Source organism: Pseudoclavibacter endophyticus (assembly GCF_008831085.1).
Lineage (GTDB): Bacteria > Actinomycetota > Actinomycetes > Actinomycetales > Microbacteriaceae > Pseudoclavibacter > Pseudoclavibacter endophyticus.
On the sequence record NZ_WBJY01000004.1, the window covers coordinates 237,601 to 252,418 of the forward strand.

The window sequence follows — 14,818 nt, forward strand, 5'->3', positions numbered from 1 at the left end:
ACGCCGACCGCGTCGCGCCGTTCACCACCACCACCACATTCAGGGGGACAACCATGTCCAATGTCGAAGCGCTTGCCGCGCGTCTCGAATCACTCGAGTCGAAGGTCGACGCACTCACCTCAGCCCAGGAGGTCCAGCAGCTGCAGCAGAAGTACCTGCGCGACCTTTCGGACCGCAACTGGGACGGCGTCGCCGAGGCGTACGCCGACGACGCGGTCTGCGACATCCGCCAGCACGGCGTGCACCGCGGGATCGACGAGATCAGGGCGATGTTCGCGAGCGACCTCAGCCCGGTCGTGAAGAGCAAGGACGCCTACATGCTCTCGTCGCCGCAGATCACGGTTGACGGCGACACGGCGTACGGCGAGTACGTGTGGCACCGCTTCGTGTGCGAGTTCCGCACGTCGTTCGGCATGCAGCGCATCTGGGGCCCGTGGTCGGAGGGCATCTACAAGGTGCACTACCGCCGGATCGACGGCGTGTGGAAGATCGCCGACCTGTGGACTCGCGTGATCCGCCCGGACCACGACGACGAAATCGCGAATCTGCCTGAGGGCGCCGTTATCGGCGGTGGCTTCGTGCAGCCCGCCGGAAGGTAGTCGTCCGACATGACGGTGCTTCGACAGATCGGGCGCTACCTCAGCAACCCGCAGGTGATCATCGCCCTGCTGTGCCTCGTCTGCTTCGTCGGCCCGGCGGCGATGATCGTGCTGGGAGCGTTTCAGACCGAGATGTTCGGTGGCCGCGGCCAGTTCACCGTCGAGGCATTCGTCGACGTCCTCACCTCGTCGCGCGTGCACTCGGTCGCCATCACGACCGTCGGAATGGGGGTGGCGGTCATCGCGGTCTCGACGACCGTCGCCCTCTTCTTCACCGCGGTCTACGCCAAGACGCGCACACCGCTGCGCAACGCGATCCCCGTTGTCATGTTCATCCTCGTGGCGACACCTGGACTGTTCTTCGCCATCGCGTGGGGCCTGCTCGGCAACCCGAACATCGGGCTCGTCAACGAGGCGCTCGGGGCCCTGTTCGGTGACGGCGGTCGCATCGTGAACGCCGAGTCGTGGTGGGGGATCGTCCTCGTCTCGGCCATCAAGCTCATCGGCCTGCAGTTCTTCCTGCTCCTCGGCCCCTTCCTCGCGCTCGACAAATCGCTCGAAGAGTCGGCGCGCATGAGTGGGGCCGGGCCGCTTCGCACGTTCTTCCAGATGGAGATCCCGATCCTCGCGCCCGCCATCACCGGCGCCATGATCCTCGGCTTCGTCCTGTTCCTCGAATCATTCGACGCGCCGCAGATCCTCGGTGTGCCGGCCGGCATCTTCGTCGTGCCGACCGAGATCTACCAATTCCTGTCGGCGTCGACCGGTCCCCGGTACGGTCACGCGAGCGCCATGTCGATCCTGCTCATGGTGATCCTGCTGCTCCTCGTGTTCGTGCAGATGCGGGTGCTCGGGCGCCGCTCGTACGTCACCGTCGGCGGCAAGGAGTCGCGCGCGCTGCGTCGCGACGTCGGGCCGTGGAAGTGGCTGTTCACGGGGCTCGTCGTGGGCTTCGGCCTGCTGACGGTCGCGCTGCCCATGTACCAGCTGATCCTCGTGTCGCTCTCGCCGTTCCTCGGCGCCACGAGCGGGTACAGCCTGGCGAACTTCGAAGCCGTGGTGAACAACGACCGCATGATGCAGGCGCTCGGCAACTCGCTCGGGGTCGCCGCCTTTGGCGCGTTGCTCGCGATGACGGCGTCGGTCGGCCTCACCTGGGCGGCCCGCTTCAGGACCGGCGCGCTGTCGCGCTTCATCGAGTTCAGCCAATGGCTCGGCCTCGCCATGCCCGGCCTCATCCTCGCCCTCGGCGTGCTGTGGTTCTTCCTCAAGGTGCCGGGGCTGTCGACGTTCTACGGCACCCCCGTCATCATGATCTTCGCGATGTTCATCGCGGTCATCCCGCTCGCCGGCCGCACGACGAGTGCCGCGATGGCACAGATCCCGAAGTCGCTCGAAGAGGCCGCCTGGGTGTCGGGCGCCTCGAAATACCGGGCGATCTGGGATGTGATCGTGCGGCTGATGCTGCCGAGCATCGTGAGCGGCTGGGTGCTGTGCTTCGTCGTGCTCTGCGGCGTGCTGTCGACGCCGCTCGTGCTCTCGGCGCCGCGCAGTTACTACTTCTCGGTCGAGATCTACAGCCGCTACGTCGAAGGGGCCGCGCCGACCTCGGCCGCCGCGTCGCTCCTACTCATCGGGGTGTTCATCGCCATCGGCGCCGTCGCACTCGCCATTGCGGCGATCCTGCGACGCCGCGCGAATGCCGCTTCGCCGGCGGCCGTGGCTGCGCAGGCCGACCCCGATCCATCAACACAGGTCATCGCTGCCCGTGAAGCCGTCAAGGCCGGCGCCGACGGTTCCTCACCGACCCGTACGAAGTAGAGAGAGAACTCCGACATGCACGTCGAACTCACGAACATCGAGAAGACCTTCGGCGCCACGCGGGTGCTGAAGGGGATTGACCTTGCGATCAAGGACGGCGAGTTCGTCACCTTCCTCGGTCCGAGCGGCTGCGGCAAGACGACGACGCTCCGCTGCATCGCCGGGCTCGAAGACCCGGACGGCGGCTCGATCGTCGCCGGCGACCGCGTCTTCGCCGACGCGGGCCAGCACAAGTACCTGTCGCCGAACAAGCGCAAGGTCGGCATGGTGTTCCAGAGCTACGCCCTCTGGCCGCACATGACCGTCGAGGCGAACATCGCGTACCCGATGAAGCGGCGCCGCGCATCCCGTGCCGAGATCACCAAGCGGGTGGCCGAGATCCTCGAAGCCGTCGGCATGGCGCAGCACGCCAAGCGCTACCCGCACGAGTTGTCGGGCGGCCAGCAGCAGCGCATCGCCCTCGCCCGGGGACTGGTCTCGTCGCAGGGCCTCATGCTCTACGACGAGCCGCTCTCGAACCTCGACGCGAAGCTCCGCATCGCGATGCGCGCCGAGATCCAGCGGCTCCACCGGGAGTTCGGCGTCACCTCGGTGTATGTGACGCACGATCAGGAGGAGGCGCTCGCGCTCTCGGATCGCGTCGTGATCATGAACGGCGGACAGATCGACCAGCAGGGAACGCCGGAAGAGATCTACTCGCGTCCGGCCTCGCGGTTCGCCGCCGACTTCATGGGCTTCGAGAACATCCTGAGCCCGGCCGGCGGCCGCGCGCGGGAGCTGAGTGGCGGGCTGAAGGTCCTCGACGACTCGCTGCCGCTCAGCGGTGAGGGGAAGACGATCGCGTTCCGCGGCAAGCACGTGCAGGCAGGCACCGGCGAAGGCGAACCCGCCGTCGCGCTCGCCGGCCGCGGCATGATCCGCGACAGCGTCTACGTCGGCGAGGTCCGCACGGCCACGATCGTCACGCCTGGGGAGGGCGCCGTCCGCGTCGCGTTCCCGGCCGACTCCAACCGCTTCGGTGCCGACGGCGCCGAGACCGACTTCCATGTGCGCGCCACCGACGTCGTCGCACTCGACGTCTGAGAGAGGGGACCAGGATGACTGCGAACGACGAGACCGTGACGAGGGGCCCTGACGGGGTCATCGACCGCCCCGGCGCCGATCCGACAAACGCTCCTGGCAAGCCGCCGCTGCCGCCGTTGCGGCACGAGATCATCGAGCACGGCGACTTCGTGCAGGAGAAAGACGTCGCGCTCCAGCTGCGCGACGGCGTGACGATCTACCTCGACCTCTATCGGCCGCGTGACGTGACCGGCGACCTGCCCGTCCTGCTCGCGTGGGGGCCCTACGGCAAGCACAACACGAAGGCGCAGCTGTGGCCTGGCGCCGGCATCGAGGACGGCTGGATGTCGGAGCGCACCGGCTTCGAGGCGCCGGACCCCGCCTACTGGTGCGCCCACGGCTATGCGATCGCGAACGTCGATCCGCGGGGCCTGTGGAACAGCGAGGGCGAGGGGCGCCACAACGGCCCGCAAGAGGCCGCCGACCTGTACGACACGATCGAGTGGCTCGGCGCCGCCGACTGGTCGAACGGCAAGGTCGGGATGCTCGGGGTCTCGTACCTCGCCGGCGCCCAGTTCATCGCCGCCGCCATGAAGCCGCCGTCGCTTGCCGCCATCAGCCCGTGGGAGTGCTTCACCGACTGGTACCGCGAGTTCGCGTTCCACGGCGGAATTCCCGAAACCGGATTCATTCCGCGAGCGTCGGCGAACATGGCTTTTTCGCGCACCCGCACGGAGGACACGGCGGCGAACGTCGCCGAGAATCCGTTGCTGACCGACTACTACCGCACCAAGGAGGCCGTGCTCGAGGACATCGAGGTGCCGGCCTACGTGGTGGCGAGCTGGAGCGACCACGGGCTGCACTCGCGCGGCACGCTCGAGGCGTTCGCGCGCATCTCCTCGACCGAGAAATGGCTCGAGGTGCACGGCCAGAAGAAGTGGGCCGAGTTCTACCGCCCCGAGCGTGTTGAGCGGCAGCGTGAGTTCTTCGACCACTATCTGCGGGGCATCGGCGACGGCCCTCGCGACTGGCCGCGCGTGCGCCTCGAGGTCCGTGACACGGCCGAGGCGCGCACGCACCGCAGCGACCTGCCGTGGCCCGTCGACGAGTCGCGCTCGATGCGCATGCACGCCGATTTCGCGAACGGGCTGCTGTCGGAAGAGCCGGTCGCCGCTGCCTCGTCGATCGACATCGACAGCCAGACGGGCGAGGCGACCGTGCGTTTCACGTTCGACGAGGACACCGATGTCGTCGGGCCCATGCGCCTTCGCCTGTGGCTTGAGACGATCGATGGTGCCGACGGAATGCCCGCGGCCACTGACGCCGACGTGTTCGCCGTCGCCCGAAAGTTCCGCGCCGACGGCAGTGAAGTCCGCTGGGCCATCGGCGCCCTCTTCGACGATGGGCCCGTCGCCCTGGGCTGGCTGCGCGCCAGCCACCGCGCACTCGACGAGTCGGCGAGCAGCGAGCTTCGCCCCGTGCACCCCCACGACGCCGAGGTGCCACTCGAGCCGGGCGTGCCGACCCCGCTCGACATCGAGCTGTGGCCGTCAGCGACACGGTTCCACGCCGGCGAGCAGCTGGCCATCACGGTGCTCGGCCACGACTTCCTCTACCGTGACCCCGACATGATGTCGCCCGTCACGCGCCACACTGACCTCCGCAACCGCGGCGCGTGGCGCCTGCACTCGGGCGGCGAACGTGACGCCCACCTCGCGCTGCTCGCGATGCTGGCTGGAAACGACGACGAGGCGGGGCAGCAGGCATGACCGCGGTCACGGCATCCGGACCCATGGCACCCGGCGAGACCACAGCATCCGTCACCCCCACCGCTGCGACGACGAACGGAGTCGACCGATGAAGCGACGTATGGCCCTCACGACGTTCCTGCTCCCAGCCGGCTACCACCGCGACAGCTGGCGCCGACCAGGGAGCCGGGCGGACGAGCTCGCGGGCCTGTCGCTCATGGCCGACCTCGCGCGCACCGCGGAGCGTGCGAAGCTCGACGCCGTGTTCCTCGGCGACTGCGTGCACGCCAACTCGACCATGCGCGGCGACATCATGATGAACGGCTTCTACGAGCCCATCTCTACCCTGTCGGCGCTTGCGGCCCTCACGTCGAAGATCGGCCTCATCGGCACGATGTCGACCTCGTTCACCGAGCCGTACAACGCGGCGCGGCAGTTCGCCGGCCTCGACCACATGTCGGGCGGGCGCGCGGGGTGGAACGTCGTGACCTCCCGCGACGGGTTCCAGAACTTCGGCGGCTCTGGCGCGCCCGACCCCGAGGTGCGCTACGACCGGGCGGCGGAGCACGTCGAGGTGGTGCAGAAGCTGTGGGACAGCTGGCACGATGACGCCATCCTCGTCGACCGCGAAGCCGGCCGCTGGCTCGACACCGACGAGCTCGTGCCGATCAACCACTCGGGCGAGCGCTTCCAGGTCGCTGGGCCCATCAACATGCCGCGCCCGCCGCAGGGGCGGCCGGTGCTCGTGCAGGCCGGCTCGTCGTCGAGCGGCATCGAGTTCGGCTCGAAGATCGCCGACATCATCTACACGGCACAGCCGCGGCTCGAGGGCGCGATCGACTTCTACGGGCGGCTCAAAGACGCCGTGCGCGGGCACGGGCGCGACCCCGAAACGGTGACGGTGCTGCCCGGCATCGTGCCCGTGATCGGCCGCACCGAGGCGGAGGCGCACGAGATCGCCGCCGACCTGAGCTCGATGATCGACCTCGACGCCGGCCGTCGGCAGGTCGCCGGCGACCTCTTCCTCGAGATCGACGACATCGACTTCGACGAGCACATCCCCGCGGAGCGGTTCTCGGAAGACCCGAAGATGGGCACGAGGTACCACATCTTCCGGAGCAAGGCCGTCGACCAGGGGCTCACGCTGCGCGAGCTCATCATCGACCGGGCGCGGTCGACGGGGCACATGTTCTTCGTCGGCACGGCCGGGCAGGCCGCCGACCGCATGATCGAGTGGTTCGACGCGGGCGCCTGCGACGGCTTCAACCTCAATGCGCCGTACAACCCCGACGGGCTCGAGCTCATCTGCGACCTGCTCGTGCCCGAGCTGCAGGAGCGCGGGTACTTCCGCGAGGACTACGAGGGCGACACGCTGCGCGACCACCTGGGGCTCGATCGACCCTCGGCGTAGGGGCGCTTCGGCGGGGGCGGTGGCGTCGGTGGCGGGCCGGCGCTGTTCCCCAGCGGCCGTCCATCTGCTGCCCGCCGTTGGAGCGAGCGACGAGGCGGCCCACCATTCCCCTGGGGGCGGTGCCTGCCTAGGCTCCTCCCTTGCGATTGCGGGGTGAGCCCCAGCCGTCCCGCCCGCGCCTACACCGTGGGATTGCGCGCGTCATACGCGCGCCACCGCGGCGACAGCCGCAGAAGCAACGCGATGAGCGCGATGATGACGACGCCGCCGAAGAGGGGCGGCGCCCAAAGTGTGAGCAGGGCTACGGTCGTGCCCGCGACGAGATCGCCGAGGCGCGGCCCGCCCGCAACGACCGCCATGAACAGGCCCTGCGTGCGGCCGCGCATCTCGTCGGGCACGGCCGTGAGAAGCATGGTGGCGCGGAAAATCGCGCTCACCTCATCGGCCGCGCCGGTGCCCAGGAGCGCGAGGAACGCGAGGATCAGCGCCGTCCACGAGACGCTCGAGAAGTCTTCCCCGGTCTCGCCGAACCAGCCGAGCATCCCGCCGAGGACGACGAGGCCGAAGAGTGCGGTGAACACCCCGTAGACCATGATCGCCCAGCTGATCGCCACACCGTGGCGATGCACATGCGCGACCCGGCCGCTGAAGAGTCCGGTCAGCAACGTGCCGATCGCCATCGCCGCGGTCAGGAACCCGACGGTCACCGAACCGCCGCCGATCGCGAGCACCCCGATCGCGGGGAAAAGCGCGTGCGGCCGGCCGAGCGACATCGCGATGATGTCGACGATGAAGCTCATGCGGATGTTCGGCGCCGTGCGAAGGAATCTCACTCCGTCGATGAGCGATTGCAGCCCGGGCTTCGCGACTTGCCCGATCGGGGGCAGTTTGGGCAGGCCGATGATGCCGATGAACCCCGCCGTGAACAGGATCACGTCGATGAGGAACGTCAGTGGGTAGCCGAGGCCCGCGATCATGATGCCGGCGAGCGCCGGCCCGACCGCGACCTGCGTGCCCATCGTGATGCCGTTGAGCGCGGTCGCCCGCGACACGTATTCGACGGGCAGGATGCGCGGAATCGCAGCCGTGCGGGCCGCCGAGGTCATGGTGGTGGTGACCGCGTTGATCGTCGTGAAGATGTAGAGCGGCCATACGTCGACGCGGACGCCCTGGGCGGCGAGGACACCGTCCGTGAGGGCGAGCGCGAACAGGCCCAGGGTCGAGAGCCAGCCGAGGATCGTGGTGGTGATGGCGACGGTGCGTCGGTCGAATGCGTCCGCGAGCATCCCGCCCCAGATGCCGGCAGCGACCATCGGCACGAGGGCGATCCCGCCGACGAGCGCCACCATGAAGGTCGACTGCGTGATGTCGTAGATCAGCAGGCCGACGGCCGTGAGCGTGAGCCATGAGCCGATGCCTTGGATCGAGCTGCCGATCCACAACCGCGCGAACGTCGGTGAGACCCGCAGGGGAGCGAGATCGACGAGCGCGCGCTTCCGCTGCGGTGCGCCCGAATCGTCGGTGGTAGCTGGCACTCGGCCGAGCCTACTCCGCTCTGAGCGCGCGCCAGGCGCGGTCGCTCCTACCCGTCGACGCTACCGCCGCTCATCAGCTCGTTCATGAGTGGGCAGTGCGGGATCTGCATCGCGGAAGAGGGCCGCACGCCGAGCGGGGGCCGCGTGCGCCGCCGGCAGGAAGGCCAAGCTGGCGATGGCCGCGAGATAGCCTCGGGACGCGGGGCGGGTGGCGTCGCCACCCACCCCGCCGCCGCGGGCCTCGCTACGACATCGACACGAGGATCTTCACCTCGCTGCGGTCGCGCAGCAGCTTCTGGTATCCCTGCTCGATGATGTCGTCGACCCGGATGCGGCTCGTGATGAACGGCGCGAGGTCGATGAGTCCCTCGCGCACGAGGCGGATGGCCTCATCGTGGGCGTTCGCGTATCCGATCGCCGAGCCGAGCACGCGGTCGTGCATCGTCAGCCGGTCGGTGATGTCGAGCTCGTACGGCTTCGCGTGGAGCGCGATCACCTCAAGGCGTCCACCGGGAGCGAGCGCGTCGAACAGCTGGTCGAGGACCACGCCGACACCGGCCGCGTCGAAGGCGACGGCCGCCATCAAGCCGTCGCTCTGCTCGCGCACGATGTCGGTGAGCGACTCGGTCGACGGGTCGACCGTCACGTCGGCGACCCCCGTTTCCTGGGCCTTCGCCCGTCGCACCTCGGCAATCTCGCTCACGATCGTGCGCATGCCGTAGGCGCGCAGCACCGCGGCCGTGAGCAGGCCGATGGGGCCCGCACCGCCCACGACGGCGACGCCGCCCCCCGAGTCCGAGCCGATGCCCGCGTGCCGCACCGCGTGCACCGTCACCGCGAGCGGTTCGATGAGCGCCGCCTGGTCGAGCGGCATGTCGCCCACCGGGTGCACCCACCGCTTGTCGACGACGATGTGCTCCGACAGCCCGCCGCCGTGCCCCGAGATGCCGATGAATCCCATCCGCTCGCACAGGTTGTACTTGCCCGCCTTGCAGGCCGGGCAGGTGCCGTCGACCATGAGCGGTTCGACGGCGACGTGGTCGCCTGGCTGGAGACCGTCGACGCCTTCGCCGACCTCCTCGACCACGCCGGCGAACTCGTGCCCGAACACGACCGGCAGCGTCTCACCCGACAGGGGGTGCGGTTCGCTCTCGGTGGGCGCCGGCGGTATGGGGCCGTCGTGGTACAAGTGCAGGTCGCTGCCGCAGATGCCGTTGTAGGCCGGCGCGATCTTCACGGTTCCGGGCCGCACCTGCGGCTCGTCGATCTCGTCGATTCGGACGTCTTCCTTGCCGTAATAGCGTGCTGCTCGCATTGGCGCACTCCCTTGACCCTTGGTCCTGCATGGATGCTCGCGGCCGCCGCGCGCAGGCCTTCGGCCGCCCGAGTCACCACCGTAACGAGGGCGCCCGAGAGCGCCATGCACAACCGTCCGCCCGGTACAGCAGTGGGTAGAGTAGCCGGGTGCCAGACCCAGCCCACATGTCGCCGTCGCCGCACATGTCGCGCGCCCGCCGATGGACCGTGCTCGTCACGGTCTCGATCGGCTTGCTGCTCATCAGCCTCGATAACTCGATTCTCTACACCGCGCTGCCGACGCTCACGCGCGACCTCGGGGCATCCGGGCTCGAGAGCCTTTGGATCATCAACGCGTATCCCCTTGTCATGGTTGGCCTCCTGCTCGGCATCGGTACGCTCGGCGACCGACTCGGGCATCGCCGCATGTATCTCGTGGGGCTCGTCGTCTTCGGAATCGCCTCGGCCGGTGCCGCATTTGCGCCCAACGCCGCGGCGCTCATCGGCGCACGCGCCGTGCTCGCGGTGGGCGCGGCGTTCATGATGCCGGCCACGCTCGCCCTCATTCGCATCACATTTCGCGTCGAACGCGAACGGAACATCGCCATCGCGATCTGGGGCAGCATCGCCGTCGTGGGCATGTCGCTCGGGCCGATTCTCGGCGGCACGCTGCTCGAGTTCTTCTGGTGGGGATCGGTCTTCCTCATCAACGTGCCGGTCGTCGCGGTGACGATCGTGCTCGTGCTGGCGATCGCGCCGCGCGACCTTCCCGACCCGACCAAGCGGTGGGACGCGATCTCCTCCACCCAGGTGATGGTCGGCCTCGTGGGGGCCGTGTTCGCCATCAAAGAGGCCGCGCACGCCCAGCCGTCCTGGCTCATCGTCGGCGTCGCCGTGATCGCCTCGGCCCTCGGCTTCTGGCTGTTCGTGCGGCGCCAGCGGCGGCTCGAGCATCCGCTGCTCGTCTTCTCGATCTTCCGCAACGCGGCCTTCTCGTCGGGCGTCATCGCGGCTGCCGTGGCGTTGTTCGCGATCGCGGGCATCCAACTCGTCACGACGCAACGATTCCAGCTCGTCCAGGGCTTCTCGCCGCTCGAAGCGGGGCTGCTGGTGGCCGCGCTCGCGGTCGGCACGGTCCCCACCTCGCTGCTCGGCGGCGCATTCCTGCACCGCACCGGCCTTCGGCTGCTGATCGCGGGCGGCTTCGCGGTCACGGTCGTAGGCGGCATCATCGCCATCGCTTCACTCCCGTCGCTGGGCGACACGGCAGGCGACGCTCCGGACCCGGGGGGTGCGGTAGCGACGACGCCCGGCTTCGGGCTCTTCGTCGCCGGCCTGTTGGTCATCGGCCTCGGGCTCGGTGCGGTGTTCGCCGTGGCCTCGTCCGCCATCATCGGCAACGCCCCTACCTCGCGCGCCGGCATGGCGGCAGGCGTCGAGGAGGTCTCCTACGAGTTCGGAGGTCTGATCGCCGTCGCCTTGCTCGGCAGCCTCGTCACCTTCGTGTACACCGCGACGGTGCAGCTGCCCGACGGCACGCCGGAGGTGGCCCGCGAGAGTCTCTCGGACGCGCTCGCGGTCGCGGGAGGTGACCCGGCCGTTGTCGCGCGGGCCGGCGCCGCCTACGACACGGCGTTCGCGGTCGTCCTCGTCGTGATCGTGGCGGTGCTGCTGGCCGCGACCGTCGCGACTGCCTGGATGCTGCGCCGATACGGTCCCGGCACCCGCTCGCAGCTGCACTCCGAGCACTGAGCGGACCGGTGCGGGCGCGCCTGGCGTGTCGGGTCGCTCCGAGCTACCGAGTTGGACATTTGCTACCGAACGTTGGGTAGCGGTTGTCCGGTCGGGTAGCGGTTGCACGTTTCCGGGTGTGTCGGTGCGGGCTGAGCTACCGGGTCGCTCCGAGCTACCGAGTTGGACATTTGCTATCGAACGTTGGGTAGCGGTTGTCCGGTCGGGTAGCGGTTGTCCGGTCGGGTAGCGGGCGCCTGGTCGGGTACCGCCGCGCAGGCCCCGTGTCGCCCGCGCGCCCGCCCCGCGCACCCGCGCGCTACGCCGCCGGATCGAGCAGCACCTTGATCGCGCGCCGCTCGTGCATGGCCTCGTAGCCCTCAGCAGCTCGCGAGAGCGGCAGCGTGAGATCGAACACGCGGCCGGGGTCGAACTCGCGGCGCCAGATGCGGTCGATGAGATCGGGCAGGAAGCGCCGTACGGGCGCGGGACCGCCGTGCAGGTGCACGAGCGACGAGAACAGCAGCCGGCCGGATAGCTCGACGCCGTGACCGAGGCCGAGGAAACCGACGTGCCCGCCGGGCCGCGTCGACTGCACGGCCTGCAGCATCGACTCGTGCGTGCCGACCGCCTCGATGACTGAGTGCGCGCCGAGTCCTCCGGTCACATCCTTCACCGCCTCGACGCCTTCGTCGCCGCGCGCCTCGATAATTTCGGTGGCGCCGTAGTCCCGTGCCAGCGCCTGCCGGTCGGCGTGTCTCGACATCGCGATGATGCGTTCGGCCCCGAGCTGCTTCGCGGCGAGCACCCCCATGAGCCCGACCGCGCCGTCGCCGACCACCGCCACCGTCTTGCCGGGCATGACCTCGGCGGCGACGGCGCCGAACCAGCCGGTGCCGAGCACGTCCGACGCGGCGAGGAGCGAGGGCACGAGCGAGGCGTCGGGATGCTCGGGGGTCGCCACGAGCGTTCCGTCGGCGAGCGGGACGCGGAGCCGCTCGGCCTGCGATCCCATCGAGGCCATGCCGACGGCGTGCACGCACCGCGACTGGTAGCCGGCGAGGCAGATCTCGCATGTGTTGTCCGACGCGATGAACGACCCGACGACGAAGTCGCCGGGCGCGACCGTGCGCACGTCTGCTCCGACGTCTTCGACGACGCCGACGTATTCGTGCCCCATCGGCGCTCCGGTCGTCTCGACAATTCCGCGGTAACGCCACAGGTCTGACCCGCACACGCACGCTGCGGTGACGCGGATCACCGCATCGGTCGGCTCGAGAATCGTGGGTTCATCGCGGTCGGCGACGGTCACGTCGCCGGTTCCCTGCATGATGACGCCTCGCATGACACCTCGCTTCGTCGGGGGTGGAGATGCCATCTTCGCGCATCGACGTTGCGATCACCGCCGCTGTGTGTCACTGTATTAGGGAACTAATACAACGACACAGCGCGAGCGCCGCTCATGGCGCGCGAGCGCGCGACATCCGAGGACACCATGCAGTTCGACAGTCCATCGCCCATCTGGGCGCAACTGGAGGCCGAGTTCATCCGGCGCATCGTCGTGGGGGAGTGGGCCCCTGGCGCTCGCATGCCCGGCGTGCGTGAGCTCGCCTCGACCCTCGGGGTGAACCCGAACACGGCGCAACGGGCGCTGGCCGAGCTCGAACGGCGAGGGCTGTGTCGCTCCGAACGAACGGCCGGACGCTTCGTGACCGAGGATCTCGGCCTCATCGACTCGGTCCGCGGCGACCTCGTCGGGGGTGCGGCCGATGACTTCATCGAGCGCGCGCTCGGCATGCGCATGAGCCGAGAGGCCGCGCTACGACTCATCGACGAAAGGTGGAACGACCATGCCGATCACGAACAACGGCCCGGGGCCCGAGCCGGGGCAGCGGAGCACGACCGGCGGGCTGACCGCGGTGCTGCCGCAACGGCCGCAAGCGGGGCCTGACGTGCACGGCCGAGCCCAGCATGCCGCGAGCGGCAGTGAATCCCGCGACGCGACCCCCGTCATCCACACTCGCGGCCTCACCATGCGCTACGGCAAGACCCAGGCGCTCGACGGCATCGACCTCGAGCTGGCTCCCGGCCGTATCGTCGGCCTGCTGGGCGTGAACGGCTGCGGAAAGACCACCCTCATGAAGGTGCTCGCCGGGGTTGTGGCCGAGTACGGCGGCGAGGCGCGCGTCTGCGGCCACCTGCCGGGGCCGGCGTCGAAAGCGCTCGTGTCGTACCTGCCCGACGCCACTTTCCTTCGCGGCCGCATGCGGGTTCGCGACTGCCTGACCGTCTACCGCGACTTCTTCCCCGATTTCGACCTCGGCAAGGCGCGCGAGCTCATCTCGTTCTTCGAGCTCGGAGAATCGATGCGGCTCGGCGAGATGTCGAAGGGGATGCGCGAGAAGGTCCAGATCGCGCTCGTCATGTCGCGGAAGGCCCGCCTCTTCCTCCTCGATGAGCCGATCAGCGGCGTCGACCCGGCTGCGCGCCAGGTAATCCTCGACGGCATCCTCGGCAACCTCGACGACGACGCGCTGCTTCTCATCTCGACCCACCTCGTGCACGACCTCGAGCCGATCCTCGACTCGGTCGTCATGATGCGAGGCGGCCGTGTCGTGCTCACGGGTGACGCCGACGACCTCCGCGCCGAGCACAACATGAGCCTCGACCACCTTTTCCGGGAGATCTTCCGATGAATGCCACCGCCCCCAGCACCGCAGTAGCCCCCGAGCCGGCAGCGACCCCCGACGCCTCGACGCGTAGGAGCCCCGTCGTCGCCCTATTCCGGCACGAATGGCGGCGCACCCGCACGCTGCTCGCCGCCATCGGCGCGATCGGCGGGCTCATGGTGCTCGCCTCGTCGGCGCTCGCGGCACTCGACCTGCCGATCGTCTCGGCGGCCGGCCTCCTGATCGGCCTACTCGTGACGACCTCGCTCGTCCCGGTGGTGCAGCTGGCCCTCGCGGTCGAGTACTGGCTCTCGAGCCATCACCGCGGCGGCTACTTCACCCATTCGCTGCCCATTCGCGGCACCACCATCTACGCCGTCAAACTGACGTGGATGCTGCTCGTGTCGCTGGCAGCCCTGCTCGCGACGCTCGTGCTCGCGGCGGTGCTGTGGGTCGGCTTCGCGCTCCCGGCCGGGGCCGACCCCAACCCATTCGGCGTGGCGTCGGACCTCGTACTGCAGGCGACCACCGTCATGTCGCCCTCAATGCTCGTCGCGGTCGCGGTCACCGTCGCGCTGCTGTACATCATCTGGCCGGCGCACTTCCTCTTCGCCGCGGCGGTCGGCAGCGAATCTCCGCTGAACCGGCTCGGCGCCGGCGGGCCCGTCATCGTGTACATCGGGCTGTACGTCGTGCTCCAGGTGGTGGTCATGATCGGGATGTTCGCCCTGCCGATCGGGGTCGGCGTCACCGATGCGGGCCAGCTTGGCCTCGTGCAGTTCAGCCTCGTCGATGCCTTCGAGGGGGGAAGCGACTCGATTATGCCGATCGGCTTCCTCCCGGCGCTCCTGCTCGTCACGCTCGCGTGCGTGTGGCGCACCGCGCGGTCGTGGCGTCGCAAGATCACCATCGTCTGATCCCCGACGCGACGGTGGGGCCGGATGCA

12 protein-coding genes are annotated in these 14,818 nt (G+C 69.2%); 9 read left to right on the forward strand and 3 right to left on the reverse strand.

Annotated elements, in window-relative coordinates; all coding sequences use genetic code 11:
• The first annotated feature begins 53 nt into the window (after positions 1 to 53).
• The 5 genes from F8O04_RS14050 (at position 54) to F8O04_RS14070 (ending at position 6,641) form a co-directional block, all read left to right on the forward strand.
• A complete protein-coding gene (locus F8O04_RS14050) occupies positions 54 to 599 on the forward strand; it encodes a nuclear transport factor 2 family protein (protein WP_158030016.1) in 546 nt (181 codons plus the stop codon).
• 9 nt (positions 600 to 608) lie between these two features.
• Positions 609 to 2,420, forward strand: coding sequence for an ABC transporter permease (locus F8O04_RS14055; RefSeq protein WP_158030017.1), 1,812 nt, complete (start codon positions 609 to 611; stop codon positions 2,418 to 2,420).
• Between the two features lie 15 nt (positions 2,421 to 2,435).
• Positions 2,436 to 3,503, forward strand: coding sequence for an ABC transporter ATP-binding protein (locus F8O04_RS14060; RefSeq protein ID WP_158030018.1), 1,068 nt, complete (start codon positions 2,436 to 2,438; stop codon positions 3,501 to 3,503).
• A 14-nt stretch (positions 3,504 to 3,517) separates the two neighbouring features.
• Positions 3,518 to 5,251 (forward strand): CocE/NonD family hydrolase, encoded by a 1,734-nt coding sequence (locus F8O04_RS14065; RefSeq protein WP_158030019.1) that lies wholly within the window; start codon positions 3,518 to 3,520, stop codon positions 5,249 to 5,251.
• A gap of 88 nt (positions 5,252 to 5,339) precedes the next feature.
• Positions 5,340 to 6,641 (forward strand): NtaA/DmoA family FMN-dependent monooxygenase, encoded by a 1,302-nt coding sequence (locus tag F8O04_RS14070; RefSeq protein ID WP_158030020.1) that lies wholly within the window; start codon positions 5,340 to 5,342, stop codon positions 6,639 to 6,641.
• A 179-nt stretch (positions 6,642 to 6,820) separates the two neighbouring features.
• On the opposite strand, the gene F8O04_RS14075 is transcribed toward F8O04_RS14070, so the two are convergent.
• Together F8O04_RS14075 and F8O04_RS14080 are read right to left on the reverse strand one after the other, a co-directional pair.
• Positions 6,821 to 8,176, reverse strand: a complete 1,356-nt coding sequence (locus tag F8O04_RS14075) for an MFS transporter (protein WP_158030021.1) — start codon at positions 8,174 to 8,176, stop codon at positions 6,821 to 6,823.
• 244 nt (positions 8,177 to 8,420) lie between these two features.
• Complete coding sequence (locus F8O04_RS14080) at positions 8,421 to 9,491, reverse strand: 2,3-butanediol dehydrogenase (protein WP_158030022.1); 1,071 nt, start codon at positions 9,489 to 9,491, stop codon at positions 8,421 to 8,423.
• A gap of 185 nt (positions 9,492 to 9,676) precedes the next feature.
• Here F8O04_RS14080 and F8O04_RS14085 point away from each other — a divergent pair, with 185 nt between their 5' ends.
• Entirely contained in the window at positions 9,677 to 11,224 is a 1,548-nt protein-coding gene (locus tag F8O04_RS14085) for an MFS transporter (RefSeq protein ID WP_158030134.1), read from the forward strand.
• A gap of 298 nt (positions 11,225 to 11,522) precedes the next feature.
• On the opposite strand, the gene F8O04_RS14090 is transcribed toward F8O04_RS14085, so the two are convergent.
• Positions 11,523 to 12,548, reverse strand: a complete 1,026-nt coding sequence (locus F8O04_RS14090; protein ID WP_158030023.1) for a zinc-dependent alcohol dehydrogenase family protein — start codon at positions 12,546 to 12,548, stop codon at positions 11,523 to 11,525.
• A gap of 150 nt (positions 12,549 to 12,698) precedes the next feature.
• On the opposite strand from F8O04_RS14090, the gene F8O04_RS14095 reads away from it, so the two are divergent.
• The 3 genes from F8O04_RS14095 to F8O04_RS14105 are packed head-to-tail and all read left to right on the forward strand — an operon-like array spanning position 12,699 to position 14,789.
• The gene (locus tag F8O04_RS14095) at positions 12,699 to 13,154 is read left to right on the forward strand and encodes a GntR family transcriptional regulator (protein ID WP_158030024.1); all 456 of its coding nucleotides are present in this window, start codon (positions 12,699 to 12,701) and stop codon (positions 13,152 to 13,154) included.
• On the forward strand, positions 13,054 to 13,899 hold the full coding sequence (locus tag F8O04_RS14100) for an ABC transporter ATP-binding protein (RefSeq protein ID WP_225735098.1): 846 nt from the start codon (positions 13,054 to 13,056) through the stop codon (positions 13,897 to 13,899). The genes F8O04_RS14095 and F8O04_RS14100 overlap by 101 nt, the downstream gene beginning before the upstream one ends.
• Positions 13,896 to 14,789, forward strand: a complete 894-nt coding sequence (locus F8O04_RS14105; RefSeq protein WP_158030025.1) for a lysozyme family protein — start codon at positions 13,896 to 13,898, stop codon at positions 14,787 to 14,789. Before F8O04_RS14100 ends, F8O04_RS14105 begins: the two co-directional genes overlap by 4 nt.
• The last annotated feature ends 29 nt before the right edge of the window (positions 14,790 to 14,818 follow it).